The 24357-nt window shown below is 73.0% G+C and carries 23 protein-coding genes; 17 read left to right on the forward strand and 6 right to left on the reverse strand.

Annotated elements, in window-relative coordinates; translation table 11 throughout:
• The 5 genes from Ade02nite_RS18925 (at window position 1) to Ade02nite_RS18945 (ending at window position 6324) form a co-directional block, all read left to right on the forward strand.
• Complete coding sequence (locus Ade02nite_RS18925) at window positions 1–2745, forward strand: helix-turn-helix transcriptional regulator (protein ID WP_203764962.1); 2745 nt, start codon at window positions 1–3, stop codon at window positions 2743–2745.
• 80 nt (window positions 2746–2825) lie between these two features.
• On the forward strand, window positions 2826–3704 hold the full coding sequence (locus tag Ade02nite_RS18930) for a patatin-like phospholipase family protein (protein WP_203764965.1): 879 nt from the start codon (window positions 2826–2828) through the stop codon (window positions 3702–3704).
• Window positions 3701–4909, forward strand: coding sequence for a macrolide family glycosyltransferase (locus Ade02nite_RS18935; RefSeq protein ID WP_203764967.1), 1209 nt, complete (start codon window positions 3701–3703; stop codon window positions 4907–4909). The genes Ade02nite_RS18930 and Ade02nite_RS18935 overlap by 4 nt, the downstream gene beginning before the upstream one ends.
• Before the next feature lie 3 nt (window positions 4910–4912).
• Window positions 4913–5395, forward strand: a complete 483-nt coding sequence (locus tag Ade02nite_RS18940) for a hypothetical protein (protein ID WP_203764970.1) — start codon at window positions 4913–4915, stop codon at window positions 5393–5395.
• Window positions 5392–6324 carry a hypothetical protein gene (locus Ade02nite_RS18945; RefSeq protein ID WP_203764972.1) on the forward strand — a complete coding sequence of 311 codons (933 nt, stop codon included), beginning with the start codon at window positions 5392–5394 and terminating at the stop codon, window positions 6322–6324. The genes Ade02nite_RS18940 and Ade02nite_RS18945 overlap by 4 nt, the downstream gene beginning before the upstream one ends.
• Before the next feature lie 3 nt (window positions 6325–6327).
• On the opposite strand, the gene Ade02nite_RS50930 is transcribed toward Ade02nite_RS18945, so the two are convergent.
• Window positions 6328–7683 (reverse strand): universal stress protein, encoded by a 1356-nt coding sequence (locus Ade02nite_RS50930; protein ID WP_203764975.1) that lies wholly within the window; start codon window positions 7681–7683, stop codon window positions 6328–6330.
• Between the two features lie 452 nt (window positions 7684–8135).
• Window positions 8136–8795 (reverse strand): LuxR C-terminal-related transcriptional regulator, encoded by a 660-nt coding sequence (locus Ade02nite_RS18955; RefSeq protein WP_203764985.1) that lies wholly within the window; start codon window positions 8793–8795, stop codon window positions 8136–8138.
• Here Ade02nite_RS18955 and Ade02nite_RS18960 point away from each other — a divergent pair.
• Entirely contained in the window at window positions 8776–9513 is a 738-nt protein-coding gene (locus Ade02nite_RS18960; protein WP_203764987.1) for a hypothetical protein, read from the forward strand. The two genes, Ade02nite_RS18955 and Ade02nite_RS18960, sit on opposite strands and share 20 nt — an antisense overlap.
• Here the strand turns inward: Ade02nite_RS18960 and Ade02nite_RS18965 are convergent.
• Together Ade02nite_RS18965 and Ade02nite_RS18970 are read right to left on the reverse strand one after the other, a co-directional pair.
• Window positions 9505–10095, reverse strand: a complete 591-nt coding sequence (locus Ade02nite_RS18965) for a hypothetical protein (protein WP_203764989.1) — start codon at window positions 10093–10095, stop codon at window positions 9505–9507. The two genes, Ade02nite_RS18960 and Ade02nite_RS18965, sit on opposite strands and share 9 nt — an antisense overlap.
• Window positions 10096–10117: 22 nt before the next feature.
• Window positions 10118–11134: a RecB family exonuclease gene (locus Ade02nite_RS18970; protein ID WP_203764991.1), complete on the reverse strand. Its 1017-nt coding sequence runs from the start codon at window positions 11132–11134 to the stop codon at window positions 10118–10120.
• A 167-nt stretch (window positions 11135–11301) separates the two neighbouring features.
• Here Ade02nite_RS18970 and Ade02nite_RS18975 point away from each other — a divergent pair, with 167 nt between their 5' ends.
• The 3 genes from Ade02nite_RS18975 (at window position 11302) to Ade02nite_RS18985 (ending at window position 14024) form a co-directional block, all read left to right on the forward strand.
• Window positions 11302–12366 carry a site-2 protease family protein gene (locus tag Ade02nite_RS18975; RefSeq protein ID WP_379038616.1) on the forward strand — a complete coding sequence of 355 codons (1065 nt, stop codon included), beginning with the start codon at window positions 11302–11304 and terminating at the stop codon, window positions 12364–12366.
• Window positions 12367–12374: 8 nt separating this feature from the next.
• Window positions 12375–13355, forward strand: coding sequence for a tRNA (adenine-N1)-methyltransferase (locus tag Ade02nite_RS18980; RefSeq protein ID WP_239168872.1), 981 nt, complete (start codon window positions 12375–12377; stop codon window positions 13353–13355).
• 78 nt (window positions 13356–13433) lie between these two features.
• Window positions 13434–14024, forward strand: a complete 591-nt coding sequence (locus tag Ade02nite_RS18985) for a hypothetical protein (RefSeq protein WP_203764996.1) — start codon at window positions 13434–13436, stop codon at window positions 14022–14024.
• 91 nt (window positions 14025–14115) lie between these two features.
• Here Ade02nite_RS18985 and Ade02nite_RS18990 read toward each other — a convergent pair whose 3' ends face one another.
• Window positions 14116–14409 carry a ferredoxin gene (locus Ade02nite_RS18990; protein ID WP_203764999.1) on the reverse strand — a complete coding sequence of 98 codons (294 nt, stop codon included), beginning with the start codon at window positions 14407–14409 and terminating at the stop codon, window positions 14116–14118.
• Between the two features lie 174 nt (window positions 14410–14583).
• On the opposite strand from Ade02nite_RS18990, the gene arc reads away from it, so the two are divergent.
• From arc to prcA, 8 genes are all read left to right on the forward strand, one after another.
• Entirely contained in the window at window positions 14584–16365 is a 1782-nt protein-coding gene (gene arc, locus Ade02nite_RS18995) for a proteasome ATPase (RefSeq protein ID WP_203765008.1), read from the forward strand.
• 60 nt (window positions 16366–16425) lie between these two features.
• Entirely contained in the window at window positions 16426–17694 is a 1269-nt protein-coding gene (locus Ade02nite_RS19000) for an acyltransferase family protein (RefSeq protein ID WP_203765011.1), read from the forward strand.
• 58 nt (window positions 17695–17752) lie between these two features.
• Window positions 17753–19120, forward strand: a complete 1368-nt coding sequence (locus Ade02nite_RS19005) for an acyltransferase family protein (RefSeq protein ID WP_203765012.1) — start codon at window positions 17753–17755, stop codon at window positions 19118–19120.
• Between the two features lie 50 nt (window positions 19121–19170).
• On the forward strand, window positions 19171–20688 hold the full coding sequence (dop, locus tag Ade02nite_RS19010) for a depupylase/deamidase Dop (protein WP_344301397.1): 1518 nt from the start codon (window positions 19171–19173) through the stop codon (window positions 20686–20688).
• A gap of 99 nt (window positions 20689–20787) precedes the next feature.
• Window positions 20788–21003 (forward strand): ubiquitin-like protein Pup, encoded by a 216-nt coding sequence (locus Ade02nite_RS19015; protein ID WP_203765022.1) that lies wholly within the window; start codon window positions 20788–20790, stop codon window positions 21001–21003.
• Window positions 21004–21068: 65 nt separating this feature from the next.
• Entirely contained in the window at window positions 21069–21680 is a 612-nt protein-coding gene (locus Ade02nite_RS19020; protein ID WP_239168873.1) for an endonuclease VII domain-containing protein, read from the forward strand.
• The gene (prcB, locus tag Ade02nite_RS19025) at window positions 21599–22438 is read left to right on the forward strand and encodes a proteasome subunit beta (RefSeq protein WP_203765030.1); all 840 of its coding nucleotides are present in this window, start codon (window positions 21599–21601) and stop codon (window positions 22436–22438) included. Before Ade02nite_RS19020 ends, prcB begins: the two co-directional genes overlap by 82 nt.
• 53 nt (window positions 22439–22491) lie before the next feature.
• Window positions 22492–23373 carry a proteasome subunit alpha gene (prcA, locus tag Ade02nite_RS19030; RefSeq protein ID WP_203765035.1) on the forward strand — a complete coding sequence of 294 codons (882 nt, stop codon included), beginning with the start codon at window positions 22492–22494 and terminating at the stop codon, window positions 23371–23373.
• A gap of 34 nt (window positions 23374–23407) precedes the next feature.
• Here the strand turns inward: prcA and Ade02nite_RS19035 are convergent, their stop codons facing one another.
• Window positions 23408–24334 carry a dTDP-glucose 4,6-dehydratase gene (locus Ade02nite_RS19035; protein WP_203765038.1) on the reverse strand — a complete coding sequence of 309 codons (927 nt, stop codon included), beginning with the start codon at window positions 24332–24334 and terminating at the stop codon, window positions 23408–23410.
• Between the last annotated feature and the right edge of the window lie 23 nt (window positions 24335–24357).

Below are 24357 nucleotides of genomic sequence, written 5' to 3' on the forward strand. Positions count from 1 at the left end.
ATGACGAGCGGTGCCGCACCGCGCGCGTTCCGTGGCCGGCAGGCGGAGAGCGCGGTCCTGGATCGAGTGGTCGCTGACGTGTGCGCCGGGCGGGGACGCGCCCTGCTGATCCGCGGCGAGGCCGGCGTGGGCAAGTCCGCCCTGCTGCGGCAGCTGGCGCGGCGCTCGGCCGGCTGCCGGGTCGCGCGGGTCGCCGGCGTCGAGTCCGAGATGGAGCTTCCCTTCGCCGGCCTGCACCAGCTGTGCGCCCCGATGCTCGATGTCCGCGACCGGCTGCCCGCCCCGCAGCGCGAGGCCCTGGCCGTCGCGTTCGGCCACGCCGCCGGCAGCACGCCGGACCGGTTCCTGGTCGGGGTGGCCGTGCTGAGCCTGCTGGCCGCGGTCTCGGAGGACCGGCCGCTGCTGTGCCTGGTCGACGACGCGCAGTGGCTCGACCGGACGTCCGCCCAGACGCTCGCCTTCGTCGCGCGCCGGCTCCTCGCCGAACGGGTCGGCGTGGTCTTCGCGATCCGCGAATCGGCGGCCGGCGCCGACTGGCGAGGGCTACCCGACCTGCGGCTCGGCGGCCTGCCGGACGATGAGGCCCGCGCGCTGCTCGACGCGGCCGTCCCCGGCCGGCTCGACGAGCAGGTCCGCGACCGGATCGTGGCCGAGACCCGCGGCAACCCGCTCGCGCTGCTGGAACTGCCCCGCGGGCTCACGGCCGCCGAGCTGGCCGGCGGCTTCGGCCGGCCCGACGCCCGGCCGCTGGCCACCACCATCGAGCGCACCTTCGCCCGGCGCATGCGGTCACTGCCCGCGCCGGCCCAGCAGGTGCTGCTCACGGCCGCCGCCGAGCCGCTCGGCGACGCGCTGCTGCTGCGCCGCGCCACCCGGCTGCTCGGCCTGCCCGCGGGCGCGGGCGCGCCGGCCGAGGCGGCCGGGCTGATCGAGCTGGGCTCGCGGGTCCGGTTCCGCCATCCGCTGGTCCGCACGGCGGTCTACCGCGCGGCCTCGCCCGCCGAGCGCCGCGACGTGCACCGGGCCCTCGCCCTGGCCACCGACCCGGTCGCCGACCCCGACCGGCGCGCCTGGCACCGCGCGAGCGCCGCGGACGAGCCGGACGAGGAGATCGCCGCCGAGCTCGCCGGCTCCGCCGAGCGGGCGCAGCGCCGCGGCGGCATCGCGGCCGCCGCCGAGTTCCTGCGGCGCGCGACCGAACTCACCCCCGACCCGGCGGCCCGCGCGGTGCGGGCGCTGGCCGCCGCGGAGGCCGAGATGCGCTGCGGCGCCTTCGAGACCGCGCTGAAGCTGCTGCTCACCGCCGACGAGGGCGCGGCCGGCGAGCTGCACGGCGCGACGGTCGCCCTGATGCGGGCCCGGATCGCGTTCGCCTCCGGTCACGACATGGCCGCGCCCCGGCTGCTGCTCGACGCCGCGCGCCGGCTGGAGCCGCTCGACGCGGAACTGGCCCGCGACACCTACCGCGACGCGATGGGCGCGGCCGTCCTGACCGCCGGCTTCGCCGAGGACTCCGGCGTCGGCGAGGTGGCGCGGGCGATCCGCGCGGCCCCGCGGCCCGCCCGGCAGCGGCCCGGCGACGCCCTGCTGGACAGCCTGGCGGTGGCCCGCACCGACGGCTACCTCGCCGCAGCCCCGCTGATCCTCGACGCCCTGCGGCCGTTCCGCGACGAGCACCCCGCCGGCGCGGACGAGCAGGGCTGGCTGTGGCTGGCCGCGATCACCGCCGCCGACTGCTGGGACGACGAGACCTGGTCGGCGGCCACCGCCCGGCACGTCCGCGTCGCCCGCACCCACGGCGATCTGAGCTCGCTGCCGCTGACCCTGAACTCGCTCGTCTGCGCGGAGGTGCTCGCCGGCGAGCCGGCCGTGGCCGCCTCCCTGGTCGCGGAGATCCAAGCGATCGGCGACGCGACGGGGCAGGCGCTGGCCCCGTACGGCGCCCTGACGGTGGCGGCCTGGCGCGGCGACGAGGCGATCGCCCGGCCGCTGATCGAGGCGAGCATCGCCGACCTGGTCGCCCGCGGCGAGGCGGCCGGCATCATGGTTCTGCACTGGACGCAGGCGGTGCTGTTCAACGGCCTCGCCCGCTACCAGGAGGCGATCACTGCGGCGCAGGCGGCGGCCGCCCACCCGATCCACTCGGCGATCGTCTCGTGGTCGCTGTCCGAGCTCGTCGAGGCGGCGGTGCGGGGCGGGCAGCGGGAGACGGCCGAGCGGGCGTACGACCGCCTCGCCACCAGCGCCCAGGCCGGCGGGACCGACTGGGCGCTCGGCACGCTGGCCCGGGCCGGCGCCCTGCTGGCGACCGGCGGCCGGGCCGACGCGCTCCACCACGAGGCGATCGAGCGCTTCGGCCGCACCCGGATCCGCGTCGAGCTGGCCCGCTCCCACCTGCTCTACGGCGAGTGGCTGCGCCGGGAGAACCGCCGCCGGGCGGCCCGCGCCCAGCTGCGCCCCGCGTACGACATGCTTACCGCGGCCGGCGCCGACGCGTTCGCCGACCGGGCCCGGCACGAGCTGGCCGCCGCCGGCGAGCCGGTCGCCGAGCGCGCCGCCCGCGTCAGCGACGCCCTCACCGTGCAGGAGGCACACATCGCCCGCCTCGCCGGGCGCGGCCTGACCAACGCCGAGATCGGCGCCCAGCTCTTCCTGAGCCCGCACACCGTCGAATGGCACCTGCGCAAGGTCTTCACCAAGCTCGGCATCACCTCCCGCCGGCAGCTGCGCCCCGCAGCCGGCTAGGGCTCCGCCACTGTCACGGAAGCGGCCGGCCGCCCGGTCTCAGGGGCAGGAGACCCGATTTCCGTGGAAAGAGGTTGATCATGGGCGAGACGGCGGGCCTGCGCGCCCTTCCCCGCCCCGTGGCCGTGGCGGTGGGCGGCGGCGGGGTGCTGGGTGCGGCGCACGCGGGCGTGGGCTACGCGCTGGAGCAGCGCGGATTCGTTCCCGACCTGATCGTCGGGACGTCCGTGGGCGCGCTCACCGGGGCGATCGCGGCCGCCCACCCGGACAGCGCCGCGCCGTGGCTCGAGGACGTGTGGACCCGGCTGCGCCGCCGCGACGTCTTCCCGATCGGCTACCCGTCCTCGCGGGCCGGGATCTGCGCCGACCGCGGCCTGCGCCGGCTGATCGGCCGGGCCGGGCTGCCGCCGGTGATCGAGGAGCTGCCGATCCCGTTCACCGCGGTCGCCATGGATCTGGTCACCGGCGACGAGGTGCTGCTCGACCGCGGCGACCTGGAGTCCGCCCTGGTGGCGAGCGCGGCCATCCCGGGCGTGTTCCCGCCGGTGACCCGCGGCGGGCGCACGCTCGTCGACGGCGGTGTCATCGCGTACGTGCCGGTGCGCGCCGCCCTGCGTGCCGGCGCCGCCAGCGTGGTGGTGCTGTCGATCGGCCCGGAGAGCGGCCCGTCGCCGTCGGCGGGCCCGGCGCCGCGCGCGACCGCGGTCGCCGCCCGGGCCGGGGTGCTGCTGTTCCGCCACCAGATCGAGCGTGATCTGCGCGAGGTGGCGCGGCACGTGCCGACCGTCGTGCTGCCGACCGGCATCGAGCAGTGGCCGCCGCCGTGGGACTTCGGCCACGCCCGGCGGCTGATCCGGACCGCGTCCGCCACGGCCGGCCGGTTCCTCGACGAGCTGCGCGTCGACGGGCCCGGCCTCTACCGGGGCGCCGCCCGCGAGCTGACGCGAGCCGGGCGATGAGCACCGTCGCGTTCCTCAACATCGGCATGCACGGGCGCGTCAACCCGACCCTGCCGATCGTGGCGGAGCTGGTCCGCCGCGGACACACGGTCAGCTACCACACCTGGCCCACGTTCCGCGCCGAGATCGAGGCCGCCGGCGCGGTCACCCACCTCTACCCGGGCGAGGACCGGACGATCCCCGACCCGCCGACCCCGGCCGGGCTGGTGGCGTCGCTGGCCCGCACCGCCGTACGGGTGCTGCCCGCCGTCCTCGCCGACCTGCGCCGGATGCGGCCCGGCCTGATCGTGCACGACTCCGCCTGCCCGTGGGGAGCGATCGCCGCCCGCGAGCTCGGCGTGCCGGCCGCGTCCTCGTTCACCACCTTCGCCTTCACCCGGCAGGCGCCCAGCCCCACCCGCGGCTCGTGGGAGCTGCTGTCCTCGGCGGCCGGCCGCCCCGGCCTGTTCGCCGGCTACCTGCGGTCGCGCCTCGAGCTGCGCCGCCGCTATCGGCCCGGTGGGCTGCCGCCGGTCGACCTCGGCAACATCCGCCAGTCGCTCAACCTGGTCTTCACCTCGCGCGAGTTCCAGATCGGCGCCGACGAGCTGGACGACACGTACCGCTTCGTCGGCCCCAGCATCGGCGCGCGCCCGCCCGACCCGTCGTTCCCGCTCGCCGAGCTGCGAGATCCTGTGCTGTACGCGTCGCTCGGCACCGTCTTCAGCTCCGGCCCGGCTCCGCTGCGCGCCTTCGCCGCCGCGCTCGCTCCGCTCGGCGGCACCGTGGTCGTGGCCACCGGGCAGACCGACCCGGCCGCCCTCGGCCCGCTGCCGGCCACCGTGATCGCCCGGCGCTCCGTGCCGCAACCCGAGATCCTGGCCCGGGCCGCGCTCTTCCTCACCCACGGCGGCATGAACAGCGTCAACGAGGCGCTGCACGCCGGGGTGCCGATGCTGGTCGTCCCGCAGGGCGCCGACCAGCCGCTGGTGGCGTCGCGCGTCGTGGCACTCGGCGCCGGCCTGTCGATCGGCGCGCAGGACGTCACCGAGCAGGCCGTACGCGCCCAGGCCCGGCGGTTGCTCGACGAGCCCGGCTTCCGCGCCGCCGCGGGCACCATGCGCACCGCCCAGCGCGACGCGGGCGGCTACCGGCGGGCCGCCGACGAGCTCGAACGCTACGCGGGCAGCCGGCCCGCCTCCGCCGACGCGCCCCGGCAGGGCTGAGCGGTGACCCCCGCGGTCGCCGTCCTGCTGCTGCTCGCCGGGCTGTCCGAGGCCGTCGGCCGGCTGCTGCCCGTGGTGGCCCGCCGCTCCGGTGCGTCCCGGCACGCGGCGGCCGGGCTGGTGCTGTTCGGCGCGGTCGTCGACGCGGCGGTCTTCGCGCTGTGGCCGCTGACCGCGTGGACCGTGGCCGAGTTGGTGCTGCCGGACACCACGCCCCAGCTCTCCTGGACCCCCGGCTTGCTCGCACCGCTGCTGCTCGCCGCGGTCCTCGCGTTCCCGCTGCTCGGCCCGTTCCTGCACCTGCTGCTCCTGGCCGCGGCCGGTGCCGGCCTCGCGGACGCGCTCGCCGCGTCGACCGGCACCGGATGGTGGGCCGCTGCCGGTTGCGTGGCCGTCGCCGGCGCCGGGCTGGGCCTCGCCGTCGAAGCGGTGCGCCGCCTCGTCGCCCTCCTCACCAAGATCCGAGAACCGGAGCTCGAGACATGACCGACCTGCTGTTCGTGCTGCTGCTCGCCGGGCTCGGCCCGGTCCTGCTCGCCGAGGCGCTGCTCGCCCGCTACGAGCTGCTCGCGTACGCCGCGCGCTGGCGCACCCCGGCGACGCAGCTGCCGGCCGGCATGCCGTACGCCCGGGGAGCGGAACCGGGCCGCCCGCCGGACGCCTACCTGGTCTACCTGGACGGCATCGGCAAGCGCCGCTTCCGCGACACCCGCGACGGAGGCCGGCTCGTCCAGGCGGTGATCGACGGCGCGCCGGAGCTGCGCGTGCTGGGCCAGGTGCTGCCGTACTCGCCGCTGGCGGACCCGCTCGCCGACCGCCGGGTGTGGACGTGGCTGCGCCACCGCATCGGGCTGCTGCTGTTCCTGCACAACGTCATGCAGATCTTCATCGCCGCCGACCGGCGCTACCGGCCCCTGTACAACCGTGCGGTCGGCTCGCAGATCGCCGGCCAGCTGCGGCTCGCCGGCTACGAGCCGGGCAGCGGCATCCCGGTGGTCCTGCTCGGCTACAGCGGCGGCGCGCAACTCGCCCTGGGCGCGGTGGAGGGACTGTGGACGCGGCTCCGGGCACCCCTCTGGGTGATCATGCTCGGCGGCTTCCACAACGGCGCGAACGACCTCACCCACGCCGAGCACATCGACCGGCTCACCAGCGACGCCGACTGGATCGAGCGGGCCGGCGCCCGGGTGTTCCCGCAGCGGTGGCGGCCGGTGCGGTGGAGCGGCTGGAACAGGGCGGTCCGCGACGGCAAGGTGGACGTGCACGGGCTGGACCCGGCCACCCATGTGGGGCCGCTCAGCTACATCAGCCCCGACGCTCAGCTGCCGGACGGGCGGACCCACCTGGCCCGCACCGCCGCCACCGTCATCGACATTGTCCGCGCCCGCCGCGCCGTTTCCCGCGCCCTCGAGTGACCTTCACGGGCCGCTCAGCGACTGGGCGTTGCCGGCGCCGAAGTAGTGGATGGCGTGGCCCTGGCGCCGGTGCACGAGGCGGGCGATCGCGTCCTTGTCCGCGGGCGAGGCCGGGATCATCAGGGCCGCCTCGCCGTTGCGCAGCCCCTCGTCGTACAGGTTCAGCACCGCGTCGTCGTACCCCCAGTTCTGGAAGAACCGGACGAACCGGGAATGCAGGCCGTGCCGCGAGCCGTCGCTGTCGAGGATGCGGACGCCTTCCGGCCCGTGCAGCACCACGACGCGCGCCACGTCCACGCCGGCCGCACGCAGGTCGTCGAGCAGGCCGGCCAGGCGCTCCCGGTCGGGGACGAGACCGGAGACGGCGTCCACGGGCCGGTCGATGAACTCGTCGACGTTCTCCACGGGCCCCTCTTGCCTCGGTGGCCCGTCCCGCTTTGTCGGGTCGTCCTGCTTTGCCGGGTCGCCCTGGTTTGTCGGGTCGCCCTGCTCTGCCGGATCGTTCCGCTTTGCTGGGCCGTCCTGTGCTGGGGCGGCCCGCACGACCGCGACCGGGCAGGCGGCGTGGTGCAGCAGCGCCTGGCTGACCGAGCCCAGCACCAGGCCCTTGAACGTGTCCCGGCCGCGCGCGCCGACCACCACCAGCTGCGCCGTCCGCGATCGTTCCACCAGGACCTGCCGCGGATTGCCGTGGACCACGTCGGGCCGCACCGCGACGTCCGGATACCGCTCCCGCCACCCGGCCAGCGATTCGCTGAGCAGACGCCGCGCCGCCTCCTCGGAGTCCTTCCACACGAGCACCGGCACCAGGTCGGCACCCCGATACGAGCACTCCTCGAACGCCGCCCCCACCGCGAGCAGCGACGTCTCCGACCCGTCGACCCCCACCACGACCGGCCCGCCCACCGGCTCGCCGCCCCGCACCACCAGCACCGGGCAGTGCCCGTGCGCCGCCGTGTGCACCGCGACCGACCCGACGATCAGCCCGCTGACGCCGCCCAGCCCCCGATCACCGAGCACCAGCACCCGCGCGTCCCGCGACTCGGCGAGCAGCACCGGCGTTGCGGACCCTTCCACCAGCGCCGTGGTGACGGCCACGTCCGGCGCCACCTTCACCGCCTCGGCCGCCGCCTCCGCGAGGAAGTCCTCCGCCTGATGCCGCAGCCCGGTGCCGGGCATGTCCTCGGCCACGGGCCCCACGTCGACATGCAGGGACGGCCAGATGAACGCGTGCACGACACGCAACGGCGCTTTGCGGTCCCGGGCCTGACCCGCCGCCACCCGCACGGCCGCGAGAGCCTGCTCGGACCCGTCGACGCCCACGACGACGGGTGCGCCGGACCGCTCGTTCTCCACCATGGCGTGCCTCCTCATGCCGGGCTGCGCGGCGGCAGCTTCAGTGGGAGGACCGCCCGGCGCCCCGATTTCGTGACACCAACGGCGGCCCAGAGTCACCGATCGAGCGCGCGACACCGGCCGCGGCGGCGGGTCCTTCGGCCGCCGGCTCCGGCGAAGCCGTAAGCGGCCTGGCGTCGCCTGCAGGGCGCCGAACTCGCTCCGCCCGTGCGGCGTCGGCGCCGGTTCCTGTGACAACGCGCATGGCCGTGTGTGGCCCGAGTTTCGGGCGGCTCCGCGCCTGGTCCTCTGTGGCCGGAGGTTCGGAGGTTGCCTGCCTGGCTGTCTCACCGGAGGTTTGGGTAACTCCGGCCTGCGCCCCGGAGGTGCGTGGGGTGTGTGACACTCGCGCCGGTCTGTCCGCGGAGTGCCGCGTGCCGGTTTCCGCGCGGCCGCGCCGTGGCGTGTGCTGAGCGTCAGGCGCCCGGCTTGACCAGGCCCGTCTCGTAGGCGAGGACGACCGCCTGGGTGCGGTCGCGCAGGCGCAGCTTGGTGAGGACGTGGCCGACGTGGGTCTTGATGGTGGTCTCGCTGACCCGCAGCGCGGCGGCGATCTCGGCGTTGGAGTGGCCGCGCGCGACGTGGACCAGCACTTCGCGTTCCCGTTCGGTAAGCGCGTCGAGCTTGCCGGACGTGGTCGTCTCGGGCGCCGGCAGCGCGTCGGCCACCCGCGCCAGGATCCGCGCCAGCACCGGCGGCGTGATCACTGCACCGCCCGCCGCGACCGCCCGCACCGCCGCCACCAGCTCGGCGACCGGCACGTCCTTGCGCAGGAACCCCGTCGCCCCGGCGGCAACCGCGGCGAGCACGTCCTCGTCGGTGTCGTGCGTGGTCATCACCAGTACCCGCACCGGCAGCCCCGCCTCCGACACGGCCCGCGTGACCCCGAGCCCGTCCACCCGTGGCAGCACCAGATCCGTGATCAGCACATCCGGCAGCAGCCGCCGAGCCAGATCGATCGCCTCAACGCCGTCGCCGGCCTCCCCGACAACCACGATCTCCGCGGCGGCCGTCTGATCCCCGGCGCCCGCATCGACTTCCGCGCCGAGGACGGGCGTGGAGGGGGAAGGAGGCACGGCCGCGGAAGGCGTGGTGGTGCGGGAAGTGGAAGCGGCGGGGGAAGGCGTGGTGGTGCGGGAAGTGGAAGCGGCGGGGGAAGGCGAGGTGGTGCCGGAAGCGGTCGCGGAGGGGGTGGTGGTGCCGGAAGTGGAAGCGGTCGCGGAGGGGGTGGTGGTGCCGGAAGTGGAAGCGGTCGCGGAGGGCGCGGTGGTGCCGGAAGCGGAAGGGGCCGGGGAGGGCGCGGTGGTGCGGGAAGAGGAAGCGGCCCCGGAGGGCGAGGCGGTTGGGGAGATCGGTGTGGTGGGGGAGGGCGGAGCGGCGTACGAGATCGGTGTGGCGGCGGAAGACGGGGTGGTCGAGGAAGGCGGGGTGGAAGGGGAGGCCAGCGTGACCGCCGGGGGCGGGCTGGCAGGGGACGGCGGTGTGGTCGCCGAGATTGCTGTGGAGTGGGGCGTCGTTCCGGCGCTGGAGGCGGCAGCTGCGCCGGAGCCTTGCGCGGCGCCCGAGCCGAGGTGGGCGCCGCCGTGCCGGGGCTCGGCGTTTCGGCCAGGCTTGTCGTCCGGCTCGGTTGCCGGCGTAGGGGCCGACGCGGGGCGGGCGGGCGTGGCTGCCGTCAGGACTGCTCGCAGGCCGGAGCGCTGCATCGGGGCGGCGTCGGCCAGCAGGACGCGCAGCGGGCGTGGCGAGGTCACCGGTGGGCCCGGACGACGGCGGCGTGCATGGCGGTCACCCTAGGCGATCGGCGTGCCAGCGGGCGATGGGCCACCAGTGGCGCTCGCCCAGCAGGTCGGCGCCGTCGGCGAGGCCGATCCACGTGCCGGCGCTGTCGGCGGGACGCAGCTGGGGGTCGCGCGGCGTGAAGACCGGCACGTGCGCCAGTGGGACCGGCAGGCGGTAGCTCGCGTCCGGAACCGGCACGATGTTGCGCACGAACCCGATGCACCGAGTCGCGACGCCACCCGCCGGCGGGAAGGGCCGCCGCGCCCGCTCGCCGGCGACGTCCAGGTCGCCGGAGTAGGCGCCGGCCTCCCGGTCGGGCGTGGGTGCCGCGCGCGTCGTGGGGGCGTGGAGGTACCGCGCGGTCAGGTGGGACACGCCCTCCGACGGTGTCCGGCCGTCGAGGAACTGGGTGGGGATGTCGAAGCCCTTCGGCGTGCGGACGCAGAAGAGCTTGCCGTCGCGGAACAGGGCCAGCCGGACGATGACGGTGGGCTCGGGGACATCGAGGTCGTGGCCGGCCCAGACCTCGGCACGGCTGCCGGTGGGCAGCCAGGGGGCGCCGGGGACCGAGTGGGCCAGGGCCGGGGAGTCGATCACGCGGTCATGATGGCACCTCTGGTCACGCCAGGCGGTCGTCGTCGGCGGGGGCCGAGTCGGCCGCCGGGTCGGTGGTGGTGGGGTAGGGCGGCGGGGTGCCGCCGAACTCGGGGCACAGGGCCTGGTGGCTGCACCAGCCGCAGAGGCGGCTGGGCTTGGGGCGGAAGTCCTGGTCGCGCTTGGCGCGCTCGATGGCGGCGGACAGGGCGACCAGGGTGCGCTCGAAGCGCTCGAGCTCCTCGGCGTCGGGGCTGTAGTCGAGGGCCTCGGCGTCCTTGAGGTAGAGCAGGCGCAGCACCCGGGGCACCACGCCGTGGGTGCGCCACAGCACCAGGGCGTAGAACTTCAGCTGGAACAGGGCGCGGCCCTCGAACGCCTCGCGCGGGGCGCCGCCGGTCTTGTAGTCGACGACGCGCAGGTCGCCGGCGGGGGAGATGTCGAGGCGGTCGATGTAGCCGCGGATCAGCAGCTCGTCGTCGATCAGCGTGGAGACCAGGCTCTCGCGCTCGGCCGGCTCGAGCCGGCGCGGGTCCTCGACCGCGAAGTAGCCCGGCAGCAGGGCCCGCGCGCTGTCGAGGAAGGCGCTCAGCCGGGTGGCCTCGTCGGGCTCGGGCACGTCGGCCAGGGCCGCCTGGCCGGGGATCACGGGCAGGCCCGACGCGTCGGCCTCGGCGGCGACGGCGGCGGGGTCGGTCACGCCGCGGCGGGCCGGTGCGGCGGCCAGGATCTCGGCGACGCCGGGCTCCTCGGTGAGGATGCGCTGCCAGGCGGGCTCGACCAGGGCGGCCGCGGCCTCGGGGGTGCGCTCGGCGGCGGGCAGGTCGAAAAGGGTCTCGAGCACCGCGTGCACGAGGGTGCCGCGCACCTGGTCGGCGGAGGGCTGCTCGGGCAGCTTGTCGATGGTGCGGAAGCGGAACAGCAGAGGGCACGTCTTGAAGTCGGCCGCGCGTGACGGCGACAGCGAGGGCCCGGCCGGCCGGTCGGCGGGATCCCGGCGGGGGGAGCCGGGCGGGGGAGGGGAGACCGTGGGTGCCGTCATGTCCAAGAGGCTAGGGCAGGGGTACGACGAAAAAGCCGTTGGCCGCCCCGCGCCGCGGACTCCGTAGCATCGACGGCGTGGACGACAGCAGGAGGCAGCCCCGGACCCGGCGCGGCGGCAGGCCGGTGGGTCAGGTTCTGGGCATCCCGATCTTCGTGAACGGGTCGATGATCCTGCTGGCGGTGCTGGTCACGTACGTGTATGGCAATTATGTGCGCGCCGAGCTCGACCTGCGTGACCCGTTCGGCTATGTCGTGGGTTTCGGCTTCGTGCTGTGCCTGCTCGGCTCGGTGCTGCTGCACGAGCTGGGCCACGCGCTGACGGCGCGCCGGTTCGGCATCGGGGTGCGCGGGATCACCCTGGAGCTGCTCGGCGGCTGGACCGAGATGGACCGCGACGCGCCCACCCCGCGCGTGGACGCCCTGGTCAGCCTGGCCGGGCCGGCCGTGTCGCTGGTGCTCGGCGGGGTCGCCACCGCCGCCACGCTGGCGCTGCCCGACCGTACCGCCGCCGGGCAGATCGCGTTCCAGCTGGCCGCGAGCAACATCCTGGTGGCGATCTTCAACGTGCTGCCGGGGCTGCCGCTCGACGGGGGCCGCGCGCTGCGGGCCGGGCTCTGGTGGCTGATCAAGGACCGCGACCGGGCCACCGAGGCCGCCGGCTGGGCCGGGCGCGTGCTCGCGTTCGGCACCGGCATGGTCGCCTTCTGGCTCTACCGGCTGGGCACGCTCACGCTGCTCGGCATGCTCTTCGTCCTGCTGGTCGTCTTCACGCTCTGGCAGGGCGCCGGCCAGTCGATCCGGCTGGCCCGGATGACCCGCCGGTTCCCGCTGGTCAAGCTGCGGGAGCTGGCCCGACCGCTGCTCACCGTGCCGGCCGGCACGCCGCTCGGCGAGGCGCAGCGGCGCCGCTCGCAGGACCCGCGGCCGAACGTGGTGCTCGCCGTGTCGGACTCGGCCGGTAATCTCACCGCACTGGTCGACCCCATCGCCGCCGAACGTGTGCCGGTGGACCGCCGCCCCTGGGTGGCGGTGGACAGCGTGTCGCGCTCGCGCGACGCGGTGCCCGCGCTGCCGCTGGACCTCAGCGGCGAGCAGGTGGTGCGCGCGCTTCAGGCGCACCCCGCCGCGCAGTACGTGGTGACCTCCGGCGAGGACGTCGTCGGTGTGCTCCGCGTCGGCGACGTCGCCCAGGTCCTGGAGCCCCGCCGACCGACGAAACAACGGAAGTGAACGAAGCTGTGACCCTTACGCCTGCCGCCGTCGACACCGACTCGCTGCCCGCGCACCGCGGGCCGTTCCGGGAGGGCGATCGCGTCCAGCTCACGGACCCGAAGAACCGGATGCACACGATCGTGCTGCAAGCGGGCAAGGAGTTCCACACGCACCGCGGCGCGCTCGCCCACGACGCGCTGATCGGCCTGCCCGACGGCAGCGTCGTCACCTCCACCGGCGGCACCCCGTACCTGGCGCTGCGCCCGCTGCTGAGCGACTACGTGCTCTCGATGCCGCGCGGCGCGCAGGTCATCTACCCCAAGGACGCGGCGCAGATCGTGGCCATGGGTGACGTCTTCCCCGGCGCCAAGGTCCTCGAGGCGGGCGTCGGCTCCGGCGCCCTCACGCTCTCGCTGCTGCGCGCCGTCGGGACTTCGGGCGAGCTTCACTCGTACGAGATCAGGGACGACTTCGCCGCGATCGCGCGCAAGAACGTCGAGTCCTTCCTCGGCGGCCCGCACCCGGCGTGGCACCTGCACTCGGGCGACGTCGCGAGCAATACCGAGACCGGTTTCGACCGGATCATCCTGGACATGCTGACCCCGTGGGAGGCGCTGGACATGGTCGAGCGCTCGCTGATCCCGGGTGGGGTCTTCATCGGGTACGTGGCGACGACGCCCCAGATGTCCGAGTTGGTGGAGGCGCTGCGCGAGCGGGGCGGCTGGACCGAGCCGCGCGCCTGGGAGTCGCTGGTGCGCGACTGGCACGCCGAGGGCCTGGCCGTGCGCCCCGACCACCGCATGATCGCGCACACCGCGTTCCTGGTGTCGGCGCGTAAGCTCGCACCGGGCGTGACCGCGCCGCCGCGGCGCCGCAAGCCCAGCAAGGGAGCCGAGGCGTACGCGCTGCGCCGCGCGGCCCAGGCCGCCCTCGCCGCCGCGGCCGTCGCGGAGATCGACGACACTCGCTCGGACGACGAGAGCGGCGAAGCGGCCCCGGATATGTGACGGCACGCACCGGGGTCGGGTAGCTTCCATGGCGGCAAGCGAGTCAGCCGTGAGGGCGGGGAGGATCGGGTGGGCGCGATGAGTTCTCCGCCGTTCGGCGGCAGCAACGAGATGCCGGCTGTCTTTCCCGACTGGTCGCCTTATCAGGATCTCGACTCGGCGGCCCGGGCCTACCTGCGCGATCCCGAGGTGGCGCTGGACGCGCTCTTCGGGGTCCTGCGCGGCGCCTCGGTGCTCTGCTTCACGCTGGAGCGCTTCGTCAACGAGGTCAACGGCGTCTGGCAGGAGGTCGTCATCTGCGACGGCAGCCGCCTGGTGCTGTGGCACGGCGAGGACGTGGCGCCCGGTGACGGCCCGGTCGGCTCGATGACCTCGTCGCTGCGCGTGGTGCCGCTGTCCACGGTCACCGAGGTGGGCTGCCGGCGGCGGCTCACCCGCACCTCCAACGGCCAGGCCCGGGTCGACAGCATCGACGTCTACCTGCTGCTGAGCTCGGTCGACGACGCGGTGCCGCCGCCCGGCATGGACGAGGGCGAGTCGCGGCAGGCGATCCGGCACGACGCGCTGCGCTTCGGCAAGACGCTGGACGACGGCGGACCGGGACAAATCGCCCGTCTCGAGGAGTTCTCGCGCGTGGTTGCGTCTCTCGTGGGACGGCCGACACTCTAAACCTCGGTTTCGGCCGTGTGACTTTTTCCGCGAAATTGGGACCCGGTCGCATCGCCGGCGGCGGCGCGGAACATGCCGCGCGGCAACGGATTCAGGCGGCCTCGGGGCCGGCCACCTCGACGTCGTCGGAGCGGCGCACCACGTGGATGCAGTCGCCCGGGCACTCCTTCGCCGAGTCGATCACCTCGAGGCGCAGCCGGGCCGGCACGCTCGTGCGCACGCCGGGGGATTGCAGCAGCTCACCGGCGGTGTCCTTGACGTAGGCGAGTCCGTCGATGTCCAGCTCGAAGACCTCCGGCGCGTACTGCACACAGAGCCCGTCGCCGGTGCACAGGTCCTGATCCACCCAGACCTGCAGTTCCTCGTCGCCGGTGCGCGCAGACACGTCGAACCTCCCACGGATAGCCCCCGGCGACCGTACCGGAAGCGTCCGACAAGTCACTTGCGAGGACCGGCCGAATGGATCAAGACTCGGTGACGAGGGTGTTGCATGGGTCGAAATCCGGCCCGCAGCGGCTAGTGTTATCCCAAGACGTTCGAGCCCCCGGGGAGGTGGGACGTGGCACGCAGCGACGAGGCGGACAACCGCGCCGCACGTTGGGAAAAAGAGGCCAACGATCTCTCCAGCCAGGTCGCGTTCCTGCAGGAGGAACTCGCCCTTGTCAGGCGGAAGTTGACCGAAAGCCCACGACACGTCCGGCAGCTCGAGGAACGGCTTGCGGCGACGCAGGCGCAGCTGGCCCGAGTGACCGAGAACAACGACCGGCTCGTGGCGACCTTGAAGGAAGCGCGGGCCCAGATCGTCACTCTCAAGGAAGAGATTGACCGGCTCGCCCAGCCGCCGAGCGGCTACGGCGTTTTCCTGGCAGCACACGAGGACGGCACCGTCGATGTCTTCACCGGCGGCCGCAAGCTCCGCGTGGCGGTCTCGCCGTCGTTGACGGTCGAGGACCTCCAGCGGGGCCAGGAGGTGCTGCTCAACGACGCCCTCAATGTGGTCGACGCCTTCGGCTTCGAGCGCACCGGCGAGGTCGTCACCCTCAAGGAGGTCCTCGCGGGCCCCGACGGGGAGCGCGGCGACCGGGCCCTGGTCGTCTCGCACGCCGACGAGGAGCGCATCGTCTCCCTCGCGGACTCGCTCGAGATCGCCAAGCTCCGTGCCGGCGACTCGCTGATGATCGAGCCCCGATCGGCGTACGCCTACGAGCGGATCCCCAAGAGCGAGGTCGAGGAGCTCGTCCTCGAGGAGGTCCCCGACGTCGACTACTCCGACATCGGTGGCCTGCACTCCCAGATCGAGCAGATCCGCGACGCTGTGGAGCTGCCGTTCCTGCACGCCGACCTGTTCCGGGAGCACCAGCTGCGCCCGCCGAAGGGCATCCTGCTCTACGGCCCGCCCGGCTGCGGCAAGACGCTGATCGCCAAGGCGGTGGCCAACTCGCTGGCCAAAAAGATCGCCGAGCGGCGCGGCGAGGAGAAGCACACCAGCTACTTCCTCAACATCAAGGGCCCGGAGCTGCTCAACAAGTACGTGGGTGAGACCGAGCGGCACATCCGCCTGGTCTTCCAGCGGGCGCGGGAGAAGGCCGGCGAGGGCACGCCGGTGATCGTGTTCTTCGACGAGATGGACTCGATCTTCCGTACCCGTGGCTCGGGTGTCTCCAGCGACGTGGAGAACACGATCGTTCCCCAGCTGCTCAGCGAGATCGACGGTGTCGAGGGCCTGGAGAACGTGATCGTCATCGGCGCCTCCAACCGGGAGGACATGATCGACCCGGCCATCCTGCGGCCGGGCCGGCTGGACGTGAAGATCAAGATCGAGCGCCCGGACGCCGAGGCGGCCAAGGACATCTTCGGCAAGTACATCCTGCCGGGCCTGCCGCTGAGCTCGGAGGACCTGGCCGAGCACGGCAACGACGCCGACGTCACGGTCGCCGCGATGATCGACGCCGTGGTCATGCGGATGTACACCGAGTCCGAGGAGAACCGCTTCCTCGAGGTCACCTACGCCAACGGTGACAAGGAAGTCCTGTACTTCAAGGACTTCAACTCCGGCGCGATGATCCAGAACATCGTGGACCGCGGCAAGAAGATGGCCATCAAGGAGTTCCTCACCTCCGGCAAGAAGGGGCTGCGCCTGCAGCACCTGCTCGACTCCTGCGTCGACGAGTTCCGCGAGAACGAGGACCTGCCCAACACGACAAACCCCGACGACTGGGCCCGCATCTCCGGCAAGAAGGGCGAGCGGATCGTCTACATCCGCACGCTCGTCTCCGGCGGCAAGGGCGCCGAGGCCGGCCGCTCCATCGAGACGGCCAGCAACACCGGTCAGTACCTGTAACGATCCGCGAGGCCGCGGCGCGGGGGTTTCCTCCCGCCCCGCGGCCTCGTTGCATCCGGCGTGACCGCAACCCTCGCCGGCCGCGACACCGGCTCACGGCAGATCGCCGGCGCCACCCGCCTCGGCTGGCTGGACGCCCTGCGCGGCTACGCGGCCCTGGTCGTGGTGCTGTTCCACCTCAGCCCGCAGGTGCTCGGCGCCGAGCGGCACCTCGCGATCATGCGCCACATCGACTTCGGCAAGTACGGCGTGCTGCTGTTCTTCCTGGTCAGCGGCTACGTCATCCCCATGTCGCTGGAACGGCACGGCGACCTGCGGCGGTTCTGGATCGGCCGGCTCTGCCGGATCTACCCCGCCTACCTGGCCACCGTCGGGCTGGTCGCCGTCCTGGTCACGGCCGGGCTGATGCACTGGCCGGCCTCCCTGCGCACGGAGACCGTCACCGGCGTCCTCGCCCACCTCACGATGACGCCCGACCTGGCCGGGGTGCGCGGCGTGGTCCGCGTCCTCTGGACGCTGTCCTACGAGATGGCCTTCTACCTGATCGTCGCGGGCCTGTTCGCGTGGCGGCTGCACCGGCTCAGCGCCTGGTGGGCCGCCGGTCTCGCCCTGGCCGCCGCGCTCGCCGGGCCGCAGCTGCCCGACGACCTGCTCGGCGCCACCTTCCACGACCGGCGCCTCACCGCGGCGGCCGTCCTGCTGCTGACCGTCCTCAGCGTCGTGGCGTACGTGCGGCGGCGGCTGGTGCGCGCGGCCGGCGCCGCGGGCCTCGCTGTGGTCCTCCTGCCCGCCCTCAACGGCCATCCCGCGCCCGGCAGCACCGTCATCGCGTCGTGGCAGGGGCTCGCGCTGCTCGCCGTCATGTTCGCCGGCACCGTCGTGTACCGCTGCGAGAACGGCCACCTCCGGCACCGTACCGCCGCGGCCGCGCTCGCCGTGGTCCTCCTCGCGGTCACCGGCGCGCACTGGGCCCACCTCGGCACCCGGGTCTGGCTCCTCACCGGCGCGGCGGTCGCGGTCACCTTCGCCGCCGCGTACGCCCTGCGGCACCGGGCCTTTCCCGAGGTGCTGACCGGGCTGGGGCGGATCAGCTACTCGCTCTACCTGCTGCACGTCGTGGTGCTGTTCCAGCTGCCGCGCCTCATCCCCGGCCTCGCCTCGCAGCCCCTCACCCTCCGGCTGGCCACCGGCGCCGGCTACCTGACGGCCGCGCTCGTTCTCGCCTGGATCTCCTACCGGCTCGTCGAACTGCCCGGCCAGGCGCTCGGCCGCAGGCTCACGAAAGGTGGCAGCCCGGCTGCGGAGCGCGCCGTTGCGAATTCGAGCTGACTTAGAAATCACACAGGGGCTTCACAACTGAGTACGGATCGGTAAGGTACTGCGGGCCATGACTGCGATCATCTCCCCGCTGCCGAGCACCGCCACCCCACCCCCCACGACGGCCGCCCCCGCCCGGATGGCCTGGCTCGACGCCCTGCGGGGCTTCGCCGCCCTGGTCGTGGCCTGGTACCACATCAGCCCGTCGGTCATCGGAGGCGCCCACCACGGCGCCATCCACAAATACATCGACCTGGGCAAGTACGGCGTCCTGCTGTTCTTCCTCGTCAGCGGCTACGTCATCCCGATGTCGCTGGAACGGCACGGCTCACCGCGCAAGTTCTGGGTCGGCCGGCTGTTCCGCATCTACCCGGCCTACCTGGTCACCATCGCCGCCGTCCTCGCGTTCGTCGCGGCCGACGTGATCGACCTGCAACAGTCGCTGCGGGCCGAGACCGTCACCGGCGTCCTCAGCCACGTCACGATGATGCAGGACTTCGTCGGCATCCGCGGCCTGGTCTGGCCCTTCTGGACGCTCGGCTTCGAGATGGCGTTCTACCTGATCGTGGCCGGCATGTTCGTCTGGGGCCTGCACCGCCTCAGCGCCTGGTGGGCCGCCGGCCTGGCACTGATCGCCGTCGCCGCCGGGCCCGCGCTGCCCAACGCCCTGTTCGGCGGCGACGCCGCCGCCCGCCGGCTGACCGCCGCCGCGCTGGTGCTCGTCCTGGGGCTCAGCCTCATCGCCTACCTCAGCGGCCGGCGGACCCTCGTCGCGGCGGCCGGCCTCGCCGGGCTCGCCGTCATCGCCCTGCCCCTGCTCAACGGGCACAGCACCAGATGGAGCACGGCGACGTCGTCGTGGCAGGCCGTCCTCATGCTCAGCATCATGTTCGCCGGCACCGTCATCTACCGGCTCCACCACGCGCAGATCAACCGACTCGCCGGATTCGGCACCCTCGCGCTGGTGCTGGCCGCCTCCGCCGTCGCCACGTGGCTCCACACCGGAACCCGCGCCGAGCTCACCCGGTGGACGATCATCTCCGTCGCCGTCGCGGCCACCTTCGCCCTCGGCTTCGCCCTGCGCCACCGGCGCGTGCCCGCCGTCCTCACCTGGCTCGGCGCGGTCAGCTACTCGCTCTACCTGCTCCACTTCGTGGTGCTGCTCGTCGTCGTGCACTACATCGGCAAGCGCAACCCCACGGTCGGCGACCGGGTGACCCTCGGCGTCTGCTTCGCCGTCGGCAGCCTGCTGGTGGCCTGGCTCAGCTACCGCTACATCGAACTGCCCGGCCAGAGACTCGGCCGCCACGCGCAGCGCCTCCTCGACAACCGGCTCGGTCCCGACCGGGCCCGGCGCGGCCCCGACAAGGCGCCCGTCGCCACTGAGAGTGCCGTAGTCGGCACAGGCCGGGGCGAGAAGGTCAGCCGAACCGTCTAGAGTCGATGCATGAGCAGTAGGGGCACGGCCATGGCGGGCGGAGTAATGGCATGAGCGTTCGACGGATTATGGGCACCGAAGTCGAGTACGGCATCTCCGTGCCGGGGCAGCCCGGCGCCAACCCGATGGTCACCTCGTCCCAGGTGGTCAACGCCTACGGCGCACGACCCGAACTCAACCGCGGCGGCCGGGCCCGATGGGACTACGAGGAGGAGTCGCCGCTGCGCGACGCCCGCGGCTTCACCTACAGCGGAGCCGCCTACGACCCCGCGGACGCCCTCGCCGACGAAGACCTCGGCCTGGCCAACGTGATACTGACCAACGGCGCCCGGCTCTACGTCGACCACGCGCACCCCGAATACAGCACCCCCGAGGTGACCAACCCGCTCGACGTCGTCAAGTGGGACAAAGCCGGCGAACGCGTCATGGCCGAGGCGTCCCGGCGTGCCGCCACCATCCCCGGCACCCACCGCATCCAGCTCTACAAGAACAACACCGACAACAAGGGCGCCTCGTACGGCTCGCACGAGAACTACCTCATGCGCCGCCAGACACCCTTCGCCGACATCGTCGCCCACCTCACGCCGTTCTTCGTCACCCGGCAGATCTTCTGCGGCGCCGGCCGCGTCGGCATCGGCCAGGACGGCTCCGGCGCCGGCTTCCAGATCTCCTCCCGCGCCGACTTCTTCGAGGTCGAGGTCGGGCTCGAGACCACCCTCAAACGGCCGATCATCAACACCCGCGACGAACCCCACGCCGACGCCGACAAATACCGGCGCCTGCACGTCATCATCGGCGACGCCAACCTCTCCGAGATCGCCACCTACCTCAAGGCCGGCACCACCTCGCTCGTCCTCAACATGATCGAGGAAAAGGTCTTCAGCGGCGACCTCGGCATCGCCGACCCCGTCAGCGAGCTCAAGTCGGTCAGCCACGACCCCTCCCTCGCCCACCTCATCCGGCTGCGCGACGGCCGCCGGCTCACCGCCCTCGACCTGCAATGGGCCTACTACGAGCGCGCCCGCGCGTTCGTCGAGGAGCGCGAGGGCGACGACGCCGACGAGCAGACCCTCGACATCCTCGACCGGTGGGAGGACGTGCTCGACAAGCTCGGGCGCGACCCCATGGAGTGCGCCGACAGCCTCGACTGGGTGGCCAAGCTGCGGCTCCTCGAGGGCTACCGCGAACGCGAGAACCTCGCCTGGTCGTCGCCGAAACTCCAGCTCGTCGACCTGCAATACGCCGACGTACGGCCCGAGAAAGGCCTCTACCACCGGCTCGTGGCGCGCGGCTCGATGAAGACGCTGCTCGACCCGGCCGACGTGCAGATGGCCATGTCCGAGCCGCCGGAGGACACGCGCGCCTACTTCCGCGGCCGCTGCCTCGCCCAGTACGCGTCCGAAGTGGTCGCGGCCAGCTGGGACTCGGTCATCTTCGACGTCGGGCGCGAGTCGCTCGTGCGGGTGCCGATGATGGAGCCCGAGCGCGGGACGAAGAAGCACGTCGGGGCCCTGTTCGACAAGTGCGAGAGCGCGAAGGACCTGCTCGAGGTGATCACGAGCCGCTGAGAAACACGAGCGGCCGCGGGCGGTTTTTTGTCATAACGGCGAGGTAGGTTTTAGCCACCCGATGTCGCGGGCTTCGGGTGGCTAGAAAGGTGGTACCCCATGGCAACTCGAGACACCGGCGGTCAGTCGCAGTCCGGCAAGGGCCGGCAGGACTCAGAGGTTGAGGAAGTCACCACTGAGGCCAACCCGGAGGTAGCCGAGCGGCACGCCGAAATCACCGAGGACGTCGACGATCTGCTCGACGAAATCGACTCCGTCCTCGAAGAGAACGCAGAAGAATTTGTGAGGGGATACGTCCAAAAAGGGGGCCAGTGACCGATATGTCCGATTTACGGGGATCGGACCTTAAGCACTGCCCTCAATGCGGTCGGGCGTTGCCGGTGAGCGAGTTTCACCGGAACGCCCGGCGGCCGGACGGACTGGCCTTCTACTGCAAGCAGTGCGCTGCTGAGCGGTCGGAGGCCAGCCGTCGTAAGCGCGGGGTCAAGGAGCAGCGGCGAGCATCCGAGCCGGTGCCCGAGGGCTCGAAGTGGTGCCCCGACTGCGAGGAGGTCAAGCCGCTCGTCGACTTCGCGCGCACCAAGGCGTCGAAGAGTGGCTATCACACGTATTGCCGTCCCTGTCACAACGCTCGTGGCCGGGAGGCAAAACAGCGGCTCTACGGCGGAACGCGCGAGTACCACCTGCGGCACCGCTACGGCATCACGGATGCCGAGGCCAAAGAGCTGCTGGCGGAGCAGGGTGGGGTGTGTGCGATCTGTGGCGCGCCCGACCCTCAACACGTCGATCACGATCATCGCACCGGGTGGGTGCGCGGGATATTGTGCTTCAACTGCAACGGCGGGCTCGGGCAGTTCCGGGACAGTCCGGCCTACCTTGCCGAGGCGATCACGTATCTGAAAGGAACCACGTGGCAAAGGACTTTGATCCATCCGGGCGTCTACCGGATTTCTTCACCAACTCGGGGACGTCCTCCTTCACGCAGTTCCTGACGCACGCGGCCCCCGAGTTGCTGCCGGGGCGCCGGCCGCTGCCGCCGGGGCTGTCCGCGGACATCGCGCCGCACGGTACGACGATCGTGGCGATCGCCACCGCTGACGGTGTGGTGATGGGCGGCGACCGGCGGGCGACCATGGGCAATCTGATCGCGAGCCGGGACATCGAGAAGGTGCATCCGGCCGATTCCTACTCGCTGATCGGCATCGCCGGCACGGCGGGTATCGGCATCGAGCTGATGCGGCTGTTCCAGGTGGAGCTGGAGCACTACGAGAAGATCGAGGGCACGATGCTCTCGCTCGACGGCAAGGCGAACCGGCTGGCCGGCATGGTGCGCGGCAATCTGGGCGCGGCGATGCAGGGCCTGGCGGTCGTGCCGTTGTTCGCGGGCTTCGACCTGTCGCCGTCGGATCCGTCCCGGGTGGGGCGCATCTTCAGCTTCGACGTGGCCGGTGGGCTGTACGAGGAGACGGGCTACGACTCGATCGGCTCGGGTTCGCTGTTCGCGAAGTCGGCGCTGAAGAAGAAGTACCGGCCGGGCCTGAGCACCGACGAGGCCGTCCGGCTGGCCGTGGAGGCGCTCTACGACGCGGCCGACGACGACACCGCGACGGGCGGGCCCGATCTGACCCGCAAGATTTTCCCGGTGGTGATGACCGCGACGGCGAACGGGACGCACCGTCTGTCCGAGGAGGAGATCACCGCGGTGGCCGAGCAGGTGGTTTCCGGCCGCATGGAGAACCCGGGCGGCTGAGCGCGCCCGGGAAGACAAGACCCGCAGTCGACTTCATGAGGGAGTAGCCACCCGTGGCCATGCAGTTCTACGCATCACCCGAGCAGGTCCAGCGGGACCGCTCGGAGTACGCCCGCAAGGGCATCGCCCGCGGCCGCTCCGCCGTGGTGCTGACGTACGAGGGCGGCATCCTGCTGGTCGCCGAGAACATCACCACCCTTCGCAAGATCAGCGAGATCTACGACAAGATCGGGTTCGCCGCTGTCGGGCGGTACAACGAGTTCGAGAACCTGCGCCGGGCCGGCGTGCGGATGGCCGATCTCAACGGCTACAGCTACGACCGGCGGGACGTGACCGGGCGCGGCCTGGCGAACGCGTACACGCAGACGCTCGGTGCGATCTTCACGGAGACGCAGAAGCCGTACGAGGTGGAGATCTGCGTGGCGCAGGTCGGCGCCTCGCCGGAGACCGACGAGCTGTACCGGATCACGTACGACGGCTCGGTGATGGACGAGCCGGGGTTCATGGCGATGGGCGGGCAGGCCGAGGCGATCTCGAACGTGCTGCGAGAGCGGCACGACACGGCGGCCGACCTGCCGGCGGCGCTGGCGCTGGCGGCCGAGGCGCTGGGCAGCGTGGGCGGCGAGAACGGCCAGACCCGCAAGCTGGACGCGAAGCAGCTGGAGGTGGCGGTGCTCGACCGTCGCCGCAAGGGCCGCGCGTTCCGGCGTATCGCCGGGGCGGCGCTGACCACGCTGCTCGAGGGCGGCAAGGACGTGCCGGAGAAGGAGCTGGGTGACGTGGACGCCGCCCCGCCGAACCCGGCGGGCGACAAGCCGACCGTGTCCGCGGCGTCGGAGGACACCGAGGACAAGAGCGGCGAGGCGGCGAAGGCGAAGGCCGGCGACGCCGACCCGTCCGAGCCGGCCGACGGCGTCAACGGCGACGGTTCCTGACGGCGCGCGGGGCGCGGGCGTGCCGCGCCCCGTGTCAGCCGATCTGGGGTCGCCACCAGCCCGGATGCTCGCGGTACCACCGGATGGTCGCCGCGAGCCCGGTGGCGAACTCGACCTGGGGCTGCCAGCCCAGCTCGTCGCGGATCTTGCCGTCGTCGAGGACGCAGCGCAGGTCGTCGCCGGTGGGCAGGGGCGCGTCGGCCACCCTGTCGGGGCCGGCGCCCATCTCGTCGAGCACCATCGCGATCAGCGCGCGTTCGCTGAGCTCGACCGAGCCGCCCACGTGGTAGGTCTCGCCGGGCCGGCCGCGGGCCAGCACCAGGGCGATGGCGCGGCAGTGGTCGTCGACGTGCAGCCAGTCGCGTTCGCGGTCCGCGCGCAGGGGCACCGTCCCGCCGTCCAGGAGCCGCGTCACGGCCCGGGGGAGGACGCCGGCGGGGTGCTGGTGGGTGCCGTACGTCGTGCTGCCGCGCACGACCATGGCGGGCAGGCCGTGGGTGCGGTGGAAGGCCACGGCGAGCAGGTCGGCGCCGGCGAGGGCCGCCGCGGCGGGTGAGGTGGGCGCGAGCCGGGCGCTCTCCGGGTGGGGGCCGCCCGGGCCGCAGGCCGTTTCGCAGGACATGTGCACAAATCGGGCGGATCCGTGGCGCTGGGCGGCGCTGAGCAGCACCGAGGTCGCCAGGACGTGGGACGCCTGGCCGGCGAAGGCGGCGTGGACGATCGTGTCGCAGCGCGGGACCAGCGCGCCGACGAGCGCGGGGTCGCAGGCGTCGCCGGGCACGAAGTCGAGGCGCTTGGCGTGGGCGACGTCGCCGAGGGTGTCGAAGCTCGCCGTACCGTACGACAGCTTGTCCAGGATCGTGACGGACGCGCCCTCGAGCCCCGGCAGCCGGTCGGCCAGGACGGCCCGCACGAAGTGCGAGCCGAGGAAGCCGGCGCCACCGGTGACCAGAACGTTCATCCTGTCCAGGAGTCTAGTGACTG

Source organism: Paractinoplanes deccanensis (assembly GCF_016862115.1).
Taxonomy (GTDB): domain Bacteria; phylum Actinomycetota; class Actinomycetes; order Mycobacteriales; family Micromonosporaceae; genus Actinoplanes; species Actinoplanes deccanensis.